We start from the raw sequence: 21,450 nt of genomic DNA, 5'->3' as shown, positions 1-21,450 counted from the left end.
TTATTCAAAATTCTGCATATTTACCAAATTGGCATAAACGCCTTTTTTCTCAATAAGTGAATGATGATTTCCTTGTTCAATAATTTTACCTGCTTCCATTACTACAATTTTATCCGCATTCTGAATTGTTGATAAACGGTGCGCAATAACCAAAGAAGTACGATTTTGCATCATATTATTCAAGGCAACTTGTACCAATTTTTCAGATTTCGTATCCAAAGCAGAAGTCGCTTCATCCAAAACCATAATCGGTGGATTTTTATAAACCGCACGCGCAATACTTAAACGTTGTTTTTGTCCACCAGAAAGCTTGCTACCTCCCTCTCCTACTGACTCTTGATACTTTTCTGGCATTTTTACAATAAACTCTTCCGCATTTGCAATTTGCGCAGCATATTCTACTTTTTCCAAATTTGGACATTTATCACCTAATGAAATATTATTAAAAATTGTATCATTAAACAAAATAGAATCTTGCGTAACCAAACCAAATAACAAGCGATAATCATTTAATTTTATATGTTTAATATCAATTCCATCAATCAAAATTTGACCTGATTTCACATCCCAAAAACGAGTAATTAAATTCGCCAAAGTCGATTTTCCAGAACCAGATTGCCCAACAAAAGCAACGGTTTCTCCTTTGTTAATTGTTAAATTAAAATTCTCAATTACATTATGTTTACCATAAGCAAATGTCACATTTCTAAACTCAATTTTATCTTCAAAAGCTTCAATTCCTTTTGCATCTGGAACATCTTTTATCGAAACATCAGCATCCAAAACCTCAAAAATTCTCTTTGCAGAAACCTCTCCTTTTTGTACATCTGATAATGCTTTCGAAAAGCGTTTAATCGGATCTAATAATGTATAAAATGTTGCGATATAAAAAATAAATTGTGATCCTGTTAAACCATTTCCTTCTAACGATAATTTACCACCAAAAAAAACAATTAATCCAATTGTAACAGCACCTAAAAATTCACTTGTTGGTGAAGCCAAAGCACGTTTTTTCATTACTTTTTGAAGATATTTTCGATAACGATTAATCGATTCATCAAAACGACCTTTTACTTGATCTTCTGCGTTAAAAATTTTGATAATCTTAAGCGAAGAAAGTGTTTCGTCTACATAAGTAATAATGTTAGATAATTCGTCTTGCGCATGAGCAGCAGCTTTTTTCAGACTTTTTCCAATCAACGAAATAATTGTTCCCATAATCGGAAAAACCAAAATAGCGAAAATTGTTAATTGATAGCTAACTGTAAATAATACTACAACGAAAAAGATAATCATAATTGGTGAACGTATGATTTCTACGACTGAATTTAAAATATTAGATTCAACCTCATTTACATCACTAGAAATACGATTTAACATATCTCCTTTTCGTTTTTCAGTAAAATAAGCAACTGGCAAATCAATAATTTTGTTATGAATATCAACACGTAAATCACGTGTCACACCCGAACGTAAATCTACCAAACAAGTTTCTGAAAGAAAACTGAAAATATTTCGAAATAAAAATGCAATAATAAATATCACACACGAAATCGCTAACACATAAACTGGTCCTTGAGTTTGAGAAAGCTCATTCATATAATAAGCTGAATAATCTGAAAAAAATTGTTTCAGATTACCCAAATCACCAGAATAAATAGGTTTTGCGATAACTCCAGTTGTTTTTTCACCAAACAAAACACTCAAAATTGGCATCATAAAAGCCAATGCAATTACATTGAAAAGTGCATAGAGTAAATTGAATATAATCGCTGTAACAAACGAAGTTCTATATGGTTTTGCGTATGAGAACGCTCTTTTAATTAAACTCATTGATGTATTTTAGAAAATCAAAACCTTAGTTTTGAAGTTACAAATTTACGTAAAAAAAATAATGACTATTCTTTTAGAAATAGTCATTATAGAGTAAAATTTTGTGGGTTTGATTACTCAGAGTAACCTTTTCGTTTTTGTTTTGATTTTTATTTAACTCGTTGCCAAGTTTGCGTTCTTCCTACAAGAGAAATCCCGATAAAACCTCTTACGTCTAATTTATCATTTCCGTTAAGAGACATTTTTGCTTTGTATTCCTTTCCACTATTAGGATCAATGATTTTTCCACCATTCCATTCTTTTCCATCTTTTTTAAGACCAGAAAGAATTTGCATTCCTAAAATTGGTTTATTTTTTAATGCTCCTGAACAATCTGTACATTTTGCATCTTCTTTTCCTTTCGTTAAAATCTTAGTGACTTTACCATAAAGTTTTCCATCTTTCTCGAAAATCTCTACGTAAGACTTCGCCTGTTTTGTCTCATCATCAATTGTTTTCCAAGTTCCTATTGGTGATTGCGCATACATTAAAGATGTCAACATAAAGAATAATCCGAATAAAATTGATTTTTTCATATTTTTATCCTTTAAAATTTATTTCACTAAAATAACTATTTTTTAGTGTAAATAAAACACTACGCTTTATTTTTTATAAAAATAATCTCTTTTAAACATAAAAATTCATTTATAACATTAATTATCAATCATTTAATTCAATAAATATTTTTAAATAAATAATTATAAATTTTATTCATAAAAGTCAAAATAGTGTATTATTATGCTTACATAGCAATAATAAAAACGAAGGCATTTTTATGGTTTTTGTCATTTTTATGACAATTTCTTCTTCAAGAATAAAAAAATGAATACATTTGTCTACTATTTTTATAGAGTTTATAGATTGAAGAATGAATCAGCTTACGAAATACAGTTTACCATTTAGAAAACAAGAAGTAGAACCTTTGATAGAATCCATTATTTATGATGAGATTTTTCAACAACCAAATCCTTTGTACAAGAAAGAAGATTTACTCAATCAATTCAATTCTATTTTGTTAAAAATTGTTCCTGAGGAGAAATCGAATCAAATTAGTTTATATTTTTTTGAACAATTTGCACAACTTAGACAAGAATTAGAGGAACTAATTTTTGTTTTTTATGCAAATGATCCTGCATCTAAATCGGAAATTGAAATCATTTTAGCCTATCCTGGTTTTTTTGCAATTGCAATTCATCGTTTAGCACATATTCTCTACAATTTAAATACGCCTATTCTTCCTCGTTTTTTTTCCGAATATGCACATTCTAAAACTGGAATTGATATTCATCCTGGTGCTTCAATTGGAAAAAACTTTTATATCGATCATGGTACAGGAATTGTCATTGGAGAAACAACATTGATTGGTGATAATGTGAAAATTTACCAAGGCGTAACATTAGGAGCGTTTTATGTTTCGAAGAATTTGGCTAATAAAAAACGTCATCCAACAATAGAAAATAATGTCACAATTTATGCTGGAGCAACTATTTTGGGAGGAACAACAATTATTGGAAAAAATTCTGTAGTCGGCGGAAATGTTTGGATTACAGAAAGTATAGAAGAAGATTCTGTTGTCTATCAAGAGAATCAACCACAAATAAAAAAACAAAAAAAAGAACAACATATCAATTATATCATCTAAAACCTTACAACAATGATTTACAATAATGTATTAGAAACCATAGGAAATACACCAATTATTAAACTGAATAAATTATTTCCTAACCATAACGTTTATATTAAAGTAGAAAAACAAAATCCGGGTGGATCAATAAAAGATCGTATTGCTTTGGCAATGATTGAAGATGCTGAAAAAGCTGGAATTTTAAAACCTGGAGGAACAATTATAGAACCTACTTCGGGTAATACAGGAATTGGCTTATCATTTGTTGCGGCTGTAAAAGGTTACAAAATGATTATCACAATGCCAGAATCGATGTCAATTGAACGTCGTAAAATTATGGAAGCTTATGGTGCTGAATTTGTTTTAACTCCAAAAGAATTAGGAATGAAAGGCGCTATTGCAAAAGCACAAGAATTAGCCGAAACAATAGAAGGCGCTTGGGTTCCGCAACAATTTGAGAATAATTCGAATCCGACAGTCCATTACAATACAACAGCAAAAGAAATCCTTGAAGATTTTCCACAAGGAGTTGATTATTTAATTACAGGAGTTGGAACAGGCGGACATCTTTCTGGAATTGGAAAAGCATTAAAAGAAGTTAACTCTTCAACAAAAGTTATCGCTGTAGAACCAACAGATTCTCCTGTCATTTCAGGAGGAAATCCTGGTCCACACGCGATTCAAGGAATTGGAGCAGGATTTATTCCTACTAATTTAGATACTTCAATCGTTGATTCTTCTACTCAGATTACAAAAGAAGAAGCATTTGAATTTGCAAAAAAAGTGGCTAAAGTAGAAGGTATATTTGTCGGAATTTCTACAGGTGCTTCATTGGCTGCAGTTGCTAAAACTTTGAATGAAGTAGACAAAAACACGAAAATATTAACTGTCAACTACGATACTGGCGAACGCTATTTATCAGTAGAAGGTTTATTTTAAATACTATAAAAATTTTTAAACGAAAGGAGATATTGACAAAATGTCTCCTTTTTTTATTCAACAAAGTCAAAAAGTCAGTTTTTAGGTTTTATTTCTACTTTGGAATTTTTTTTGATGAAATACACCAAACAAAACCAATATAAAAAACTAAAAACCAATGGATTTTAATCAATTTACAATAAAGGGTCGTGAAGCGATTCAAGCAGCGCAGCAAATTGCAGTTGCACAAAAAAATCAAGCAATAGAACCAGCTCATATTTTAGGTGGAATGATAGATGTTGATGAAAACGTGTTATCATTAATCTTAGAAAAACAAGGTGTAAAAATGGATATGTTGAAACCTGAGTTGGATTTAGAAATCAATAAATATCCAAAAATAGAAGGTCAACAAGGAAATCATCTTTCCAATTCATCTAACCAAATTTTGCAATCTGCACAAGAAATTGCAAAAGAGATGAACGATGATTTTATCACCTTAGAGCATTTATTATTAGGTATAATCAAGAATGTATCGCCTGTAAGTCAATTATTAAAAAATAGAGGTGTAACATTCGACAACACAAAAAAATTAGTAACAGAATTGAGAAACGGAGAAAGAGTAACTTCTGAAAACGCGGAAGGAACATATAATTCATTAAACAAATACGCTAAAAACTTAACAGATTTAGCAAAAGAAGGAAAATTAGATCCTGTAATTGGACGTGATGAAGAAATTCGTCGTGTTTTACAAATTCTATCACGTCGTACAAAAAATAACCCAATCCTTATTGGTGAACCAGGTGTTGGTAAAACCGCTATAGCAGAAGGTTTAGCACATCGTATCATCAATGGAGATGTTCCTGAAAATCTTTTGAATAAACAAATTTTTTCATTGGATATGGGAGCTTTGGTTGCTGGTGCAAAATACAAAGGTGAGTTCGAAGAGCGTTTGAAAGCCGTTGTGAAAGAAGTAACCGCTTCGAATGGAGAAATAATTTTGTTCATCGATGAGATTCACACGCTTGTTGGTGCTGGCGGCGGCGGAGAAGGTGCAATGGATGCTGCAAATATCTTGAAACCTGCTTTGGCTCGTGGCGAATTACGTTCGATTGGTGCTACAACTTTGAATGAATATCAAAAATATTTTGAAAAAGATAAAGCTTTAGAACGTCGTTTCCAGAAAGTAATGGTAGAAGAACCAGATGAAGAATCGGCTATTTCTATTTTGCGTGGAATCAAAGATAAATACGAGCAACACCATAAAATTGGAATTAAAGACGAAGCAATTATTGCGGCTGTAAAATTATCAACACGTTATATTACAGATCGTTTTTTACCAGATAAAGCCATCGATTTGATGGACGAAGCAGCTTCTAAGTTGAGAATGGAAATGAATTCTAAACCAGAAGATTTAGATAAATTAGATCGTAGAATTATTCAATTAGAAATCGAAATTGAAGCGATAAAACGCGAAAATGACGAGAAAAAATTGAATCTTTTAAAAGAAGAATTATCTAATCTTCAAGATGAAAGAAATCATTTGAATTCGAAATGGGAAGCGGAAAGAAATCGTGCCGATGAAGTTCAAGATTTAAGAAAATCTATCGAAAATATCAAATTCGAAATTGAGCGTGCAAAACGAGATTACGACTATGCAAAAGCTTCCAAATTAGAGTTTGAAGATTTAGTTAATGCAAAAAATAATTTAGAAGAAGCTGAACATAATCTAGAAGAAAATAAACAAAATAAACTGGTAAAAGAGTTTGTTGATGCGGATGATATTGCAGAAGTTGTATCGAAATGGACAGGAGTTCCGGCTCAGAAAATGATGCAATCTGATCGCGAAAAATTATTGAATTTAGAAAACGAATTACACAAACGTGTTTTAGGTCAAGAAGAAGCAATTATAGCAGTTTCTGATGCCATTCGTCGTTCTCGTGCAGGTCTTAGTGACGAAGGAAAACCAATCGGTTCGTTCTTATTCTTAGGTTCAACTGGTGTTGGGAAAACTGAGTTGGCAAAAGCCTTAGCCGAGTTCTTATTCGATGATGAAAATGCAATGACTCGTATCGACATGTCCGAATATCAGGAGCGTCATGCAGTTTCTCGCTTGGTTGGGGCACCTCCGGGTTACGTTGGTTACGACGAAGGTGGTCAGTTAACAGAAGCGGTTCGTCGCCGTCCTTATTCAGTTATTTTGTTGGACGAAATTGAGAAGGCACATCCAGATGTTTTCAATATTTTGTTACAAGTTTTGGATGACGGACGTTTGACAGACAACAAAGGTCGTGTGGTTAACTTTAAAAATACGATTATCATTATGACATCGAATTTTGGTTCTCATACGATTTTGGATAAATTCTCAAACATTGACGAAAATAATGTGGCACAAGTTTATGATGAAACAAAAGATGTCGTTTTTGAGGAATTGAAACAAAACTTTAGACCAGAATTTTTGAATCGTATTGATGAAATTATTTTGTTCCGTCCATTGAGTGAAAATCAAATTTCTGGAATCGTGAATATCTATTTAAGCGGAGTTGCGAAGAAATTAGCACAACGCGATATTACATTAGATATTACGCCAGAAGCTGTCGATTATTTAGCAAGAAAAGGCTACGATCCTCAATTCGGAGCAAGACCATTGAAACGAGTTATTCAACAAGATGTATTAAATGAACTTTCAAAAGAAATTTTAAAAGGAACAATAAATGATAATGATGCGGTTTTAATCGATTATTTCGAAGAAAAACCTGGAGATAATAAATTAGTTTTCAGAACTAATCAATAAGTATTTTACGATTTTATTCATGTGTAAAAAATCCGCTCGTTGAGCGGATTTTTTTATTTCTTCTTTTTATAAAGCGGAACAGTGCTACACGCTTCACCAAACATTAACGAGCTTACAATTGGTTGTAAACGTTCAATTAACTGAATATAAGCCGATTCTGGCACAGGTTTGTGAGAGCAACCTTTCACTATTATTTTTCCATCAACATAATCTTCATAAGGCAAATGATCTACAATTTCTGTGTACAAAATCGTATCCAAATCTTGCAAACTTCCATGTACAATTCGTTTCGCAATTGGCGACAAATAGGTTGCAACCAACAAATAAGCCCAAGACGGAACAATCGCATCCGCAGTACACGTTAACGCTACATATTTATCTTGATATTGTGTCCAATCATGATTTTTAAGATTTTCTCTAAAATCCTTTTCTCTAAGAATCAATTCTTCATATAACCAATCTTTCAAGTCAAAAACAACACGATCTCCATCAGGATAATAATCCTGTAAATCAATTGTTACTAAACTACTATTGGCAACTTTATTTATAATTTCGTCTGACATTTTTCTTTGTTTGAAAGAGTAAATTTACGCAATAAAAAACATTGAAATCTACTCCACTTATAGATTTCTCCTATCTTTGTAAGAAGAAAAATGATTTCCATTGAAATACTATATCATTGCAGGTGAAGCTTCGGGCGATTTGCACGCATCGAACTTAATGAAAGAATTAAAATTAAAAGATCCACAAGCTGAATTCAGATTTTGGGGAGGAGATTTGATGCAAACGCAAGGCGGAACTTTAGTCAAACATTACAGAGATTTGGCGTTTATGGGTTTTGCTGAAGTTGTAATGAATTTGAGAACGATTTTAGGAAATATTTCGGTTGCTAAAAAAGACATCGAAGCTTATCAGCCAGATGCAGTTATTTTAGTTGATTATCCTGGTTTTAATCTCAGAATTGCTGAATTTGTAAAAAGTCTTGGAATTAAAATTTACTATTATATTTCGCCACAAATTTGGGCTTGGAAAACTGGTCGAGTTCATAAAATCAAAAAAGTTGTCGACAAAATGTTTGTGATTCTTCCGTTCGAAGAAGAATTTTATCAACGTTACAATTACAAAGTAGATTTTGTCGGAAATCCATTATTAGATTCGTTGAATAATCTTCCGCCAATTGATGAACAACAATTTAGAAAAGATCATAATTTAGACGAAAGACCAATTATTGCTTTACTTCCTGGAAGTCGAACACAAGAAATTAAAGTCAAATTACCTTTGATGCTTTCAGTGGAAAAAGATTTTCCCGATTATCAATTTGTTGTGGCTGGTGCACCATCTCAACCAATCGAAAATTATAAAAAAATTGCAGGCAACAACTTGAAAATTGTTGAGAATAGAACCTATGATTTATTACGAGTTTCTCATGCAGCCTTGGTTACATCAGGAACAGCAACATTAGAAACTGCTTTACTGAAAGTTCCAGAAGTTGTTTGTTACAAAGGAAATGCTATTTCGTACGAAATCGGAAAACGTGTTGTAAAAAACATTCGTTTTATTTCGTTGGTAAACTTGATTATGGACGAAGAAGTAGTGAAAGAGTTAATTCAATATGATTTAACTTACGAAAATATCAAACGAGAATTAGATTTAATTTTAAATTCTCCTAAACGTGAAAAAATCATGAAAAGCTACGAAGAATTGTATCATAAACTTGGTGGAATTGGCGCTTCAGAAAGAACCGCTTCACTAATTACTGAGGACTTAAAAAAATAATTAAAAAAAAGTAAAAGTTTGACGCAACCTTTTATTGTTTTTTTAATCTTGTAAGCTATAGATGTCATTCAGATCTAATTATTAAAATGTTTCAGGATTGACTTAATTAAAGTTTACACCTATTCTAACAAAGTAATCCTCTTGATTTTCAAGGGGTTTTCTTATTCTATATATTAATTTCTTATTCTTTCACGCAACCTTTTCTAAAATCTATATCTTATTTTTATAACGATTAAAACTCATACAATGAAATTAATGAAAAGATTAAGCATGTTTGCTTTGGTAGGTATTTTAGGTTTATCAACATTTAGTTGTTTAAATAATGATGACTCAGATTATATGAATTATGGTTTTTTAGCAACAACGGCAATTAATGTTCATGAAGACTCTATTCAGCCAGTAGGAAAAACTACAAATATTCGAGTAACGTACGAAAAAACAAATTCTTGTCAAAATTTTATTCAATTTAGCTCTTTACAAGGAAGTACAACTTTTAAACACAACATTGGTGTTTATGCAAGTCAAAGTAATGGAAACTGCACGCAAAATACTTCGTACGAAACAAAAACTTTGAAGTTTACACCTAAAGAAGCTGGTGAGTACACATTAAGATTTTGGACGGGAAATAAACCAAATTCAACTGAACCAATTTATGACTCAATTGTGTTAAATATCAAAGAAAAATAAAGTCCAATAAGTTTTGAATAGTGACTCTCTTGAAATTTTAATCAAGCAATGTCAAGAACAAAATAGAAAAGCTCAAGAAGAAATTTATGTTGAGTTTTCACCTGTTTTGTTCTCGATCTGTCTTCGTTATGCCGAAAATTATGAAGATGCGCAAGATATTTTTCAAGAGGGTTTTATTCATATCTTCAATAAAATAAATCAATTCAAATTCGAAGGATCTTTTGAAGGTTGGATGAAACGGATAATGGTAAATCTTAATTTAGAAAAACTAAAAAAGAAGAATAATTTACCTTTTGAAGATTTCGAAAATCTCATTATCACACAGGAAGATGACGACGAAGTTGAAGAAGATTTTGATTATCAACAGTTGTTAGAAGCCGTTCATAATCTTCCACCACAATATAGGCAAGTTTTTAACCTCTACGTTTTTGAAGAATATTCGCACCAAGAAATTGCAGAAATGCTGACCATTTCGGTTGGAACTTCAAAATCAAACTTATCAAGAGCACGAAATTTATTAAAACAAAAACTCAATCAATTAAAAACTGTCACAGAAGATGAACAAATTTGATCAACATATTAAAGATAAACTCTCGCAACCACAACTTCCTCCTTTGGATGCTTGGAAAAATATTCAGGAGAAATTAGACGAGAAAGAAAAGAAAAAACGAATCATTCCTTTATTTTATTGGATTGGTTCTACTGCGGCATGTTTAGTTGTGGGAATTTCTATCTATTATTTTAATCAAAATGATACAATTAACGTTAATCATATGCCGACTAATGAAGTTGTAAAAACAAAATCGACTTCTAAAGAATCTATCAAAAAAGATTGGAATAATATTGAACATACAAATGAAAAGTCTTTTGATAATAAGATTGTTTCTTCTGTAAAAAAATCTTCTAAATCAAATCAAAAAACAATTCAAAGTTCAAGTTCATATTTTGAAAATATAATTGGAGAATCAACTTTATTTTCGAATACAATTCCAAATCAAAAAGAAGATAAAACACTAGAATTATCTCAAAAGAATTCAACTCAAAAAGATAATTTTGTACAAAATAATTCTTCAATCAATCCAAAAAATGAAGTTTCTGAAAAAGAAACTAATCCTAAAATTTTAGAAGAAAAACCATTAGAATTAGTTCTTCAAGAAGAGGAAAAAAAGAAAGAGAAAGTAGAAATCAAACAGAAATCTCCACTTCTGACGATTTCTTCGTACATCAATCCAACAAAAGTGTTAGAATCAAAATCTATTTTAGCAAATGAATTTAATGATTACAACATCAAAAATAACATTACAGTTGCTTATGGCGCAAAAGTTTCTGTTCGATTAAATGATAAGATAAATGTTCGTTCGGGAATTGCAAAAGTTGAGTTGGAACAAAATACAACCAATATAAATTCGGGAATCAATACAGGTGTTTATGCACTTTCTGCAAGCATGCCAAAATCATCTAACAATATCACATATCATTCGAATATTCGAGTTGTAGGTGATAATATATCACATACAACAATGACCATGTTGTCTTCTGAAACCAATACTATGGAACAAAAAGTTCATTACATCGAAGTTCCATTAGAAGTTGAATATAAATTGGCAAGTTTTGATAAATTCAATATTATAGCAATAGCGGGAGGAAGTTATTTTGCTGTAACGAAAAATTCTATTTCATTAGCTGATACTAATACAAGATCAAATTATAAATTAGGCGAAGCAAATAACTTAAATAATTCGAGTTATAGCGCTAACGCTGGAGTTAAGTTAGAGTATAATTTATCAAATAAATCAAGTATAAATTTGGAACCAAATTATAGATATATGCTAAATCCATTGAAAAATGTAGATGCTAAAAATCCTTCTTTATTAGGATTGAATATAGGTTTTTCAATTAAATTTTAACAAAAAAAGACGAAGATTATTCTTCGCCTTTGTTATTGTTTAATTTGATTACAATTGTATTATTTTCTTCAGTCATATCCACTTTGGCTTCCTCAAAAGTTGGCTCACGCAAAATAGGATCTAAATTCTTAGAAAAACCATACGGTTCTTTACGCACACCCAAAAAACTTTTATCAAGCTGTTTATTATTGTTCGTATCCAAATACACTTTTACCGCATAAAATGTTGGCTCAATATCTTTAAAAACCGTTTCATACTTGTCTATATCAGCAACTGGAACGTACAATTTTTTGAATGCATTTTGACCTTTTGTATAATTTTCTACATTTCTATAAAACTCTATAGCCAAATTTCCTTTCATTTTCTTAAGGTTTGTGATTGATAGTTTTACATCAATTTGAGCCATTGCCATTTGAGTAAAAAATAACACAATTAATATAAGAATCTTCTTCATTTTTTTATTTTTTTAATCAATTCATTTACAAATAATTAAAACCTACTATTTGTAAAAAAATTTATAAATTATTAGGATGAAAAAGTATCTCTTTTTTACCCTAACAATTTGTTTCTCAATCGGAATAATTTTATCCGAATTATTAATTCCTGCTACAAATTTACGAATTATATTTTTTTCATTAATTATTCTACTTTTTATCTCTTTGTTAAAAAATAATAATCGTCAAAATATAATCACTTTTTTAGGCATTTCGATGATTTTAGGCTATTATATTCATCAAAATTATAATAGACATTCAAAAATTGATTTCGAATCTGTTTCGAGAATTCATTTACTAAAAGTCGTTTATAGTTCTAATTCTACCGAAAAATATACCAATTACGTTGTAAAAGATATTGAAACGAATGAGCAAATTTTACTTCATATCAAACCTCAACAACAAATTTTATATCCCAATGATGAAATCATAATTTTAGGAGAAAAAAGAGAAATCCAAGAACCGTTAAATCCATATCAATTTGATTATAAACGTTTCTTAAACAGAAAACGAATTTATTCTCAAATCTTTACAAATGAAATTATTTCTATTCACAAAGAAGGAAATGGATTTCGAAATTGGGTTGCCAAATCGAAAGTCAAGATTCGAAAAGAACTAACAGAACAAGGTTATTCCCTTGAAAGTAGAGCGATTATTTCGTCTATGCTTTTGGGTGATAGAACAGAGCTTTCGCAAGAACTCAATCAAAGTTATGTAGCAACAGGAGTTGTGCATATTTTATCCATTTCTGGTTTACATGTGATGATGATTTACATGATTTTACAATTCGTTTTACAACCATTATTAAAGCTAAAACAAGGTCGAAAAATTAGAATAATTATTAGCTTAATATTTATCTGGATCTTTGCTTTTTATGTCGAATTACAACCGCCAGTTTTTCGTTCTGCGTTGATGATTACCATTTATTATATTAGCGAATTACTCAACCGACCAAAAAATATTTTTCACACACTTTCACTTTCTGCTTTTATCATTCTAGTTTTTCAACCTAATTATTTGTTTGATGTTGGCTTTCAATTGAGTTTTTCAGCGGTCTTTTTCATTGTTTGGCTCAATCCAATTTTTGAGTATTATTGGAAAGTTAAAAATAGTTTCCTGAAGAAAATCAAGATTATGATTGAAACAAGTTTATCTGCTCAATTAGGAACTTTACCAATTTCGGTCTTGTATTTTAATCAATTTTCAGGATTGTTTTTATTTGGAAATTTAGTCTTGATTCCTGCTTCCTTTTTTATGATTTGTGGCGGTATAATTAGCATTCTTCTCATCATTTTTGATCTTAATATTCCAATCTATACGTGGATTTTCAATCATTTTATTTATTATTCAAATCAATATATTTATTGGTTAGCGAACTTCAAGTTTATTGCAAAAGATGTTTACATCAGTTTATTTACCGCAATTTTGATTGGCGTTATTTTATATGCATCAAAACCATTGTTCCTAAAAAAATCTAAACTAGCATTATTTGTTTGTTTAATTTCTTTATTTCTAATTCAAGTGGAACGATTTCACCAAATTAATCAACTCAATCATTCGAATGAATTAATCGTTTTTAATCAATACAAGAATAGTATTATCGGCATAAGAAATCAACGAAGTTTAAGCATTTTAAGTGAAAATCCTTTAGATGAAAAAACATATAATTTTACGATTAAACCATATAAAATCCACGAAAGAATAAAAGATGTTAGTTTCTACACTTATGATTCAGACTTTAAACATCAACATTTTATCAAACATCCAAATTCTATTGAAACGAAGTCATTTAAGCTCTTATTAAATGAAGAACATTCTGATATTCCTTTTTATGTGTTAATTCATCAATCAAATCTTTATCCTTTCGAAAATAATGAAAATTTAAAAAGGGTAATTGCTGATGCCAGCAACTACCCTTCTATTGTTACAGAACTCGAAAAAACTTCTGATTCTGTTTTATGGAAAACCTCTCAACAAGGTTATTTCTCGATTAAATTTTAATATCGTTTATGAAATCTGTTGAACTACGATAACCCAAAACGACTTTGTTGATATCTCCTTTTCCGTTCATCAAAACAGTTGCAGGATAACTCAATTGTCCGTTTGTAAAGGCATATGCCATATAATTCGCTTTAGCAGGCGCAATATATGTGTACTGAATTCCCATAAATTTTACCATATCCTTTGTTTCTGCATCAAATTTTACCGCAATGTAATTTTTGTTTACATAATCTGCGACTTTATTATCTGTAAAAGTTTCTTTGTCCAAACGCTTACAGAATCCACACCAAGTTGTATAAAAATTAATCAATACAGGTTTTTCTGGATGTGCTTTTATTTCCTTTGTTGCTTCGTCTAATGATAACCATTTAATTTCTTGTCCGAAAAGAAATGATGATAAAATTAGGGCAGCGATTGCTAAGCTTGATTTCATAAATTTCAATCTTTATTATTTAACTCCGTGCATCAATTTCTTCATAACTGGATTTAATGCGATAACGATTAAACCTGCTACAATTGGTACAATTGTAAAAATTAAGAAGAAAGTTGATAACGAATATTCTTTTGTAATATTTTCGATTTGACCTCCTAAAATGGCTGCCAATTTGTTACCAATTGCAATTGCAAGGTACCACATTCCGAACATAAATGCAATCATACGTGCTGGAACTAATTTTGATACGTACGAAAGTCCAACTGGAGATAAACAGAGCTCGCCCAATGTATGGAACAAATAAGCTAATACTAACCAGATGATAGAAACGCGAACGCCTTCTGAAATTCCGTAAGAACCGAAAGCTAAGAATCCGAATCCGATTGCCATAATGATTAATCCTAAACCATATTTTACAGAAGCTGATGGGTTGTATTTAGAATCCCAAACACGAGAAACTAATGAAGCTAATGCAATGATGAAGAAAGAGTTTAATGTAGAGAACCAAGAAACGGTAATTTCTACTTGAGAATCTTTAATCTCTGCTACTTTCGCAGGAACAACTTCAGATGGTTTGTTTTGATTTTTATATTCAGTATCTAATTTCACTAAACTTTCTGGAGAAACTAATACAAATTTATCTCCTTCTTTGTGAATATTAATATCAGATCCTTTTGTTAAAGCGTCTTGAGAAGCTAAATTAATTGTTTCAGTTACAATTTTATCTGTAGAGTTTGCCACATAAGAAGCCGTAACTGGTGTTTTATCAAAAACAGGTTGTCCTTCTTCGTTCATCACTTGTTTACCAGCGTCGTCTAATTTAGCCGTTTCAATTGCTTGGTAAGAAACATCGTAAGAGTGAGAAGTCCAGTTATAGTTTAACATCCAAATTGCAGCAGCCCAAATTCCTAAGAAAGTAAACGCTAAAACAACATTAGATAAAGCCGCTTTTTTAAATGTTTGTTTTGCTAATAAAATCAATACATACGAGATGAACAATAATGGAACAACTGTTAATAATGTATTGAAAACGTTGAATGCCATTGCAGCACCTCCAATTAAGTTACGTTCTGTATTATCACGCGCAAAGATTACTAATGATGTAGCTCCTTGTTCGAAAGACATCCAGAAGAAGATAACGAAGAAAGCAAAAATAATTACCGCAATCATACGATCACGAACCACTTTTGTATAATTTGCCAAACGACGAATTACCACAAAGAAGAACAAGAATAATGCTACTAAAATAACGACATTTTGTCCTGATAATCCTCCGATAGAGAATGGGAATAAGTTAATTCCACCAATTGCATTTAACGGATCATTGAACGCATATCCTAATCCTAAAAGCGTCATAATAACGATCAATACTTGATCTAATACTGTAAAAGGATTTGGTTTTTCTCCTGGTTCGTATTTTGGTGTATCATCATCAGCAGTAATTTGATTTCCTGTTTTTGAAGGAACCTCACCGATATACCCAAATAATGGTTTTGCTAACCAGAACTGTAATGTTCCTAATAACATGAAGATTCCAGCTAAACCAAATCCCCAGTGCCATCCTACTTTTTCTGCTAAGAATCCACACAACATCATTCCGAAGAATGCACCAGCGTTAACTCCCATGTAGAAAATTGTATAAGCACCATCCTTTTTCTCAGGAAAGTCTTTGTACATTTCTGATAAGATAGATGTCATATTTGGTTTAAAGAATCCTGTTCCAATAACCAAACACGCCAATCCTAAATATAAAAAGATAGGTGTATCAAAAGCCATGAATGCATGACCAAGAGTCATAATAATCGCACCAATTACAACTGCCCATCTATAACCTATGTATTTATCGGCAATAATACCTCCAAAGATGGGCGTAATGTATAATAACATTGCGTATGTTCCATATAAAGCAGTTGCTTTTTCTATAGACCATTCCCAACCTGGATTTAACCCAATAACTGCAGCTGTTAAAAACTGAATTAATAAAACGCGCATTCCGTAGAATGAAAAACGCTCCCACATCTCTGTAAAGAAAAGCACGAACAACCCTGACGGATGCCCAAGTACTTTTGAATCAAAGAAATTTTCTGATTTTGAACTCATGTTTGTTTGTTAAAAGTATATCTTAAAAGTTATTTTACGTCTTGCATTAATTTACGAATAAATGGAGACAATACGATGACAACAACACCTGCAACTAAAGAGTAAATTGCCAATTGTTGATAACCATCTGTATAAGCCATTAATTTATCTGTTAAAGATGCTGTTGGACTTGGATCTGACATTCCAGCTCCTAAGATTCCTGCTAAATATTGCCCGTAAGCAGATGCTAAGAACCATAATCCCATCATCATTCCTCCTAAGTGTTTTGGAGATAATTTTGTTACCATTGATAATCCAATTGGTGATAAACACAACTCTGCAATTGTAACTGCAAAATATGCTAATGCAAATATTTCTAATGATGATAATCCATTTTCGTCAGCAAAAAATCTTAATGAATAGAAGATATAATAAGCCCCTGCTAACATCAAGAAGGCTAAACCAAATTTTACAACTGTGTTTGGCTCAATTTTCTTTTTCGCCATCCATAACCAAACTAATCCTAATAAAGGTGAGAAAATAATAACATACAATGAATTTGCACTATTATTTACAATGTTTGGATCTAATGGAACGCTAAATAAAGTTGAATGTAAGTTTTTGTTAGCAAACAAAGCTAAAGAACCTCCTGCTTGCTCAAAAATTGCAAAGAATAAAATAGAGAACGTAATCATGATAAAAGCAGCGATAAACTTACTTTTTTCTTTAGAACTTGGTATTTTATATAATTGAATTAAATAATAAATAATTGCCAATGGTCCTACAATAAACATAAACATATCTGTGTATGCTGTATTATGAATCATGATAAAAATTAAAGGAATACAAACCAATGCTCCTACATATACGGCTACTTCTCTAATTAATCTTATCTTAGGATCCATTTTTTCAAGTGGAGAATCTCCAATTGGTCCCAGCTCGTTACGGATAAATAAGAATAAAACAACTCCAATTATCATTACGATACCAGCCGCTAAGAAAGCATAATTCCAACCAACTTGTTTACCTAAATAAACACAAACTATACCTCCTAAAAATGCACCTATATTAATCCCTGAATAAAATAAACCGAATCCGGCATCACGTCTTGGATCATCTGCTTTGTACAGTTCTCCAACCATCGAAGAAATATTTGGTTTGAAAAAACCTGTTCCAATAATACTTAATGTAATTCCGTAATAGAAAAATTGATGAGGATCTGTTGCAATTAATAAGTTTCCTGCAACCATTACCAACCCTCCGAAGATTAATGATTTTTTGAATCCTAAGATTCTATCTGCAAAAATACCTCCAATAAAAGTAAATGCATAAACAAAAGCTTGGATTGCTCCATATTTTAAATTTGATTCTGCATCCGTTAATCCCAACATATCTACCATAAAAATGGCAAGAACTCCTCTCATTCCATAGAAGCAGAAACGCTCCCACATTTCTACCATAAACAAATGCCAAAGCTGTTTTGGGTATTTCCCTTCAAAGTTTTGAATTTGCTCTAAAGTTAATTTTTGACTCATAATTTCTTTAACTAAGCGCTAATATATCATTTAGATTTTATTAGCAATCAACGAAAATAAAAAAAACCTCCGACAATGCAGAGGTTTTTTTTGTTTAATGTATGATTTTTGTCAATTTGAATAATGTTTCATCTTATTCATTGGCGTATTCTAATAAATACAGCTTTTTTCTTACAAATTCTTCTTGATAAAATTTGTCATTTTACGATATAACTGAATTCTTGTGTTTCCACCATAAATCCCGTGATCTTTATCGGTATAGATTGCCATATCAAAATCTTTGTTCGCTTGTACCAACGCTTCCGACAATTCGAATGTGTTTTGTGGATGTACATTATCATCAGCAGAACCAGAAATTAATAAGAAATTACCTTTCAAGTCGTTTGCATAATTAATCGGTGAATTATCGTCATAACCAGCAGCATTCTCTTCTGGTGTACGCATAAAACGCTCTGTATAAACAGAATCATAATAACGCCAATTCGTTACAGGAGCAACTGCAATTGCCGCTTTGAACACATCATTCCCTTTGAATAATACATTCGAAGCCATGAATCCTCCATAAGACCAACCCCAAATTCCGATACGAGATTTGTCCACATAAGGTAAATTACCAATCTCTTTTGCTGCTGCAATTTGATCTTCTACCTCATATTTCCCTAATTGCAAATACGTTTGTTTCTTGAAAGCTTCTCCTTTATATCCCGTTCCTCGACCGTCAACACAGAAAACGATGTAACCTTCTTGTGCCAACATCATGTGCCAATAATCATTCGAGTTGAAATACGCATTGTTTACATTCTGAGAACCCGGTCCAGAATATTGATACATCAAAACTGGGTATTTTTTAGTTGGATCAAAGTTCTTTGGTTTGATTACATAAGCATTCAACTCATTTCCAGCCGCAGTTTTCAACACAAATAATTCTTTTGTTCCAATATTATCTGTATTCAATTTATCTTTTAAAGAAGTATTCTCAACAATAACACCCAAATCTTTACCAGATTTAGATTCTACTAAACTAATTGTTTTTGGAGTCGTTGTATTCGAAAAAGTATTAATGAAATAAGTAAAATTCTTACTGAAAGCAGCCGAATTTGTTCCATTATTTTTCGTCAACATTGTAGTTTTCTTACCATCTAAACTAACCGAAGAAATTTGTCTTTCTGTCGAAATACGTTTTCCATTATTCGAGTTAGATTGATAATAAAGTGTTTTATTACCAGGATTATACCCATAGTAATTCGTTACCTCCCAATCTCCTTTCGTCACTTGGTTAATTAGCTTTCCGTTATCTGCATAATGGTAAATATGGTTATTTCCATCGCGCTCAGAAGTCCATAAGAACGAATTATCTGCTAAAAACTCTAACGTTAAATTATCCGTTTCTATCCACGCTTTATTTGTTTCAGTAAATAATTTATTTACTTTTTTCGTGTTGATATCATAAAACGAAACATCTACATTATTTTGATGACGGTTAGACGTTACAACCGTTAATAAATTCGCTTTTGTAGAGAACTTAATTTTAGGAATATAATAATTCTGAACTCCGCCTAAATTAACATTTGCAGTTGAGTTATTCTTCGTATCAAAAACATGTAACGAAACTTCCGAATTATCTTGCCCTGCCTTTGGATATTTGTAACGTAATTCTTGTGGATAAAGATTGTTGTGGTAAATCGGAATATTAATTTCTTTCACTTTCGATTCGTCAAAACGAACATAAGCCAAAGATGTTCCATCAGCATTCCAATCAAAATTTCTTACGAAACCAAATTCTTCTTCATAAACCCAATCATTAATCCCGTTGATAATATTATTCTTTTTACCATCAGTCGTAACTTGCGTTACCTTGTTCGATTTTAAGTCTTGAATGTATAAATTATTCTCAAAAGCAAAAGCTACCTTAGAAGCATCTGGCGAAAACAAAGGCTCTTGAATTCCTTTTCCATCAAATAACAATACTTTCGATTTTGTTTGCGTATCATACACCTCAAACTTTGCTGTAAACGAATGACGATAAATTTGGTGCGGATTAGTTTGCAATAAAACGTAACGCTCATCAGAACTAAATTCATAACCTTCAAACTTTCCTGGAACGACAACAATATCAGAAGTCTGACCTTTTTTCAATGTCGATTCGTACGAACGTTTTACCAATCCGTCTTTTGTCAGAATAGTATAATTTTCTCCATCGTTCAATGAGTTCACACCGTACAATGAATTTTCGCGGTATTTTCCGCCATATATCCCTTCAATGGTTATTTGTTGTGCATAAGAATAAGCGCCCATCGCAAGGACAGCCAAACTTAAAATAAATTTTTTCATATTAATTTTCTAATCATGTGAGTTCAAACAATCAAATATAAACAATTCTATTTTCTCAAATAACACATTTCCTCGAATAATCCATTATAATCGTTCATATAAACGAAAAACTCTTCACTATTTTATATTTTAAACAATTTACAGATAATCGTATTTCATCATTCTTATCAAAAATATTTTTTATTCAAAAAAAAATACTTAAATTAATCAAATATTTGTAATTTAATCATTTAAACAATACAAATTACATTTTTTACAAAAAGTGACCACAAATGTCCGGTTTTGTCCACTTCTGTCCTCCAGTATTTTTATCAACAATATGTTTTAGTTAATTGAAACTCCTATACAAACCTCTGTATATCTATGTTTCACATCATCTCGAAAAATAGCTCATTTTACTCTTGTTCGACCATCGTTCGACAAACTTGCGGAAAAATGCACCTTTGCGAGGACAATGGTCGAAGAACGGTCGAAGAAAACACGAATAAACTCTGTAGAGATTTATAAAAAAAAATAATAATGTTGCAGTAAAAAATTAGTACGAAAGAAAAATAATTTTGTCTGATATGAATACCTTCACTCAACGATAAAATGCGTCTTTCAGAGCATTTTAAATTACAAATTTGTTTATTCAAAACTGCACTCTCACGCAATCAGTGTTTTAACCTAAAAATCTTTGGTGTATAATAATGATTATGTTTAATAGACCTTAATAATGTAAATATTGTTTATTTTCTATTTGAAAAATGATTTCTTATTCCTTTCATCATGTTAAGATAAATAAGTCTTATACCTTTTCTTATACTGTATTTTTTTTAGGATTTCCAAATCAAGATGAAACAAATGATGGAAGAAGAATGAATTGACAAACGAACACAGTTGCCAATACTTTTATTCAACACGTAATAGGGTCGATTAATAAACTAATTTTATCAATTTGATAGATATAAAAAAAGGATTTTTAAAACAAAATCCTTTTTATAGGCAATATCCAAAAAACTG

The 21,450-nt window shown here is 31.1% G+C and carries 16 protein-coding genes; 8 read left to right on the top strand and 8 right to left on the bottom strand.

Annotated features, from left to right (window positions below; all coding sequences use genetic code 11):
- Window positions 1–1,833, bottom strand: coding sequence for an ABC transporter ATP-binding protein (locus tag B4E59_RS05335; RefSeq protein WP_286494956.1), 1,833 nt, complete (start codon window positions 1,831–1,833; stop codon window positions 1–3).
- A 149-nt stretch (window positions 1,834–1,982) separates the two neighbouring features.
- Window positions 1,983–2,408, bottom strand: a complete 426-nt coding sequence (locus tag B4E59_RS05330; protein WP_038333244.1) for a DUF2147 domain-containing protein — start codon at window positions 2,406–2,408, stop codon at window positions 1,983–1,985.
- Window positions 2,409–2,740: 332 nt separating this feature from the next.
- Between B4E59_RS05330 and epsC the strand changes: the two genes are divergently transcribed.
- From epsC to clpB, 3 genes are all read left to right on the top strand, one after another.
- Window positions 2,741–3,514, top strand: coding sequence for a serine O-acetyltransferase EpsC (gene epsC, locus B4E59_RS05325; RefSeq protein ID WP_125348924.1), 774 nt, complete (start codon window positions 2,741–2,743; stop codon window positions 3,512–3,514).
- A 12-nt stretch (window positions 3,515–3,526) separates the two neighbouring features.
- Window positions 3,527–4,435, top strand: a complete 909-nt coding sequence (gene cysK, locus B4E59_RS05320; protein WP_038333247.1) for a cysteine synthase A — start codon at window positions 3,527–3,529, stop codon at window positions 4,433–4,435.
- Window positions 4,436–4,592: 157 nt separating this feature from the next.
- Window positions 4,593–7,205 carry an ATP-dependent chaperone ClpB gene (gene clpB, locus B4E59_RS05315; RefSeq protein ID WP_291051857.1) on the top strand — a complete coding sequence of 871 codons (2,613 nt, stop codon included), beginning with the start codon at window positions 4,593–4,595 and terminating at the stop codon, window positions 7,203–7,205.
- A gap of 53 nt (window positions 7,206–7,258) precedes the next feature.
- Here the strand turns inward: clpB and B4E59_RS05310 are convergent, their stop codons facing one another.
- Complete coding sequence (locus B4E59_RS05310) at window positions 7,259–7,768, bottom strand: DUF2480 family protein (protein WP_221855726.1); 510 nt, start codon at window positions 7,766–7,768, stop codon at window positions 7,259–7,261.
- Window positions 7,769–7,868: 100 nt separating this feature from the next.
- Between B4E59_RS05310 and lpxB the strand changes: the two genes are divergently transcribed.
- From lpxB to B4E59_RS05290, 4 genes are all read left to right on the top strand, one after another.
- On the top strand, window positions 7,869–8,981 hold the full coding sequence (gene lpxB / locus B4E59_RS05305) for a lipid-A-disaccharide synthase (protein ID WP_286494960.1): 1,113 nt from the start codon (window positions 7,869–7,871) through the stop codon (window positions 8,979–8,981).
- 246 nt (window positions 8,982–9,227) lie between these two features.
- Window positions 9,228–9,668, top strand: a complete 441-nt coding sequence (locus B4E59_RS05300; RefSeq protein ID WP_180905443.1) for a hypothetical protein — start codon at window positions 9,228–9,230, stop codon at window positions 9,666–9,668.
- 13 nt (window positions 9,669–9,681) lie between these two features.
- Complete coding sequence (locus tag B4E59_RS05295) at window positions 9,682–10,239, top strand: RNA polymerase sigma factor (RefSeq protein ID WP_038333274.1); 558 nt, start codon at window positions 9,682–9,684, stop codon at window positions 10,237–10,239.
- Entirely contained in the window at window positions 10,226–11,575 is a 1,350-nt protein-coding gene (locus B4E59_RS05290) for a porin family protein (protein ID WP_038333276.1), read from the top strand. The genes B4E59_RS05295 and B4E59_RS05290 overlap by 14 nt, the downstream gene beginning before the upstream one ends.
- A gap of 16 nt (window positions 11,576–11,591) precedes the next feature.
- Here the strand turns inward: B4E59_RS05290 and B4E59_RS05285 are convergent, their stop codons facing one another.
- A complete protein-coding gene (locus tag B4E59_RS05285; protein WP_260391932.1) occupies window positions 11,592–12,029 on the bottom strand; it encodes a DUF2141 domain-containing protein in 438 nt (145 codons plus the stop codon).
- 76 nt (window positions 12,030–12,105) lie between these two features.
- On the opposite strand from B4E59_RS05285, the gene B4E59_RS05280 reads away from it, so the two are divergent.
- Entirely contained in the window at window positions 12,106–14,070 is a 1,965-nt protein-coding gene (locus tag B4E59_RS05280; protein WP_291051852.1) for a ComEC/Rec2 family competence protein, read from the top strand.
- On the opposite strand, the gene B4E59_RS05275 is transcribed toward B4E59_RS05280, so the two are convergent.
- The 4 genes from B4E59_RS05275 to B4E59_RS05260 all read right to left on the bottom strand — a co-directional run bounded on the left by B4E59_RS05275 (window position 14,060) and on the right by B4E59_RS05260 (window position 20,448).
- The gene (locus tag B4E59_RS05275) at window positions 14,060–14,503 is read right to left on the bottom strand and encodes a thioredoxin family protein (protein WP_125348917.1); all 444 of its coding nucleotides are present in this window, start codon (window positions 14,501–14,503) and stop codon (window positions 14,060–14,062) included. The genes B4E59_RS05280 and B4E59_RS05275 overlap by 11 nt on opposite strands.
- Window positions 14,504–14,518: 15 nt before the next feature.
- Window positions 14,519–16,603, bottom strand: a complete 2,085-nt coding sequence (locus tag B4E59_RS05270) for a peptide MFS transporter (protein WP_291051849.1) — start codon at window positions 16,601–16,603, stop codon at window positions 14,519–14,521.
- 29 nt (window positions 16,604–16,632) lie between these two features.
- Window positions 16,633–18,117: a peptide MFS transporter gene (locus B4E59_RS05265; protein ID WP_291051846.1), complete on the bottom strand. Its 1,485-nt coding sequence runs from the start codon at window positions 18,115–18,117 to the stop codon at window positions 16,633–16,635.
- Between the two features lie 171 nt (window positions 18,118–18,288).
- Window positions 18,289–20,448 carry a S9 family peptidase gene (locus B4E59_RS05260; RefSeq protein WP_291048051.1) on the bottom strand — a complete coding sequence of 720 codons (2,160 nt, stop codon included), beginning with the start codon at window positions 20,446–20,448 and terminating at the stop codon, window positions 18,289–18,291.
- Window positions 20,449–21,450 lie beyond the last annotated feature (1,002 nt).

Source organism: Empedobacter sp. UBA2044, assembly GCF_002333005.1.
Taxonomy (GTDB): Bacteria; Bacteroidota; Bacteroidia; order Flavobacteriales; family Weeksellaceae; genus Empedobacter; species Empedobacter falsenii_B.
The sequence above is the reverse complement of the archived record's forward strand: the minus strand, read 5'-3'. Positions and strand labels throughout refer to the sequence as shown.

Bases quoted from the DNA above. Each gene is read 5' to 3' on its own strand.
- B4E59_RS05335 (WP_286494956.1), bottom strand. From the start codon at position 1,833: ATGAGTTTAATTAAAAGAGCGTTCTCATACGCAAAACCATATAGAACT.
- B4E59_RS05330 (WP_038333244.1), bottom strand. From the start codon at position 2,408: ATGAAAAAATCAATTTTATTCGGATTATTCTTTATGTTGACATCTTTA.
- epsC (WP_125348924.1), top strand. From the start codon at position 2,741: ATGAATCAGCTTACGAAATACAGTTTACCATTTAGAAAACAAGAAGTA.
- cysK (WP_038333247.1), top strand. From the start codon at position 3,527: ATGATTTACAATAATGTATTAGAAACCATAGGAAATACACCAATTATT.
- clpB (WP_291051857.1), top strand. From the start codon at position 4,593: ATGGATTTTAATCAATTTACAATAAAGGGTCGTGAAGCGATTCAAGCA.
- B4E59_RS05310 (WP_221855726.1), bottom strand. From the start codon at position 7,768: ATGTCAGACGAAATTATAAATAAAGTTGCCAATAGTAGTTTAGTAACA.
- B4E59_RS05300 (WP_180905443.1), top strand. From the start codon at position 9,228: ATGAAATTAATGAAAAGATTAAGCATGTTTGCTTTGGTAGGTATTTTA.
- B4E59_RS05290 (WP_038333276.1), top strand. From the start codon at position 10,226: ATGAACAAATTTGATCAACATATTAAAGATAAACTCTCGCAACCACAA.
- B4E59_RS05285 (WP_260391932.1), bottom strand. From the start codon at position 12,029: ATGAAGAAGATTCTTATATTAATTGTGTTATTTTTTACTCAAATGGCA.
- B4E59_RS05280 (WP_291051852.1), top strand. From the start codon at position 12,106: ATGAAAAAGTATCTCTTTTTTACCCTAACAATTTGTTTCTCAATCGGA.
- B4E59_RS05275 (WP_125348917.1), bottom strand. From the start codon at position 14,503: ATGAAATCAAGCTTAGCAATCGCTGCCCTAATTTTATCATCATTTCTT.
- B4E59_RS05270 (WP_291051849.1), bottom strand. From the start codon at position 16,603: ATGAGTTCAAAATCAGAAAATTTCTTTGATTCAAAAGTACTTGGGCAT.
- B4E59_RS05265 (WP_291051846.1), bottom strand. From the start codon at position 18,117: ATGAGTCAAAAATTAACTTTAGAGCAAATTCAAAACTTTGAAGGGAAA.
- B4E59_RS05260 (WP_291048051.1), bottom strand. From the start codon at position 20,448: ATGAAAAAATTTATTTTAAGTTTGGCTGTCCTTGCGATGGGCGCTTAT.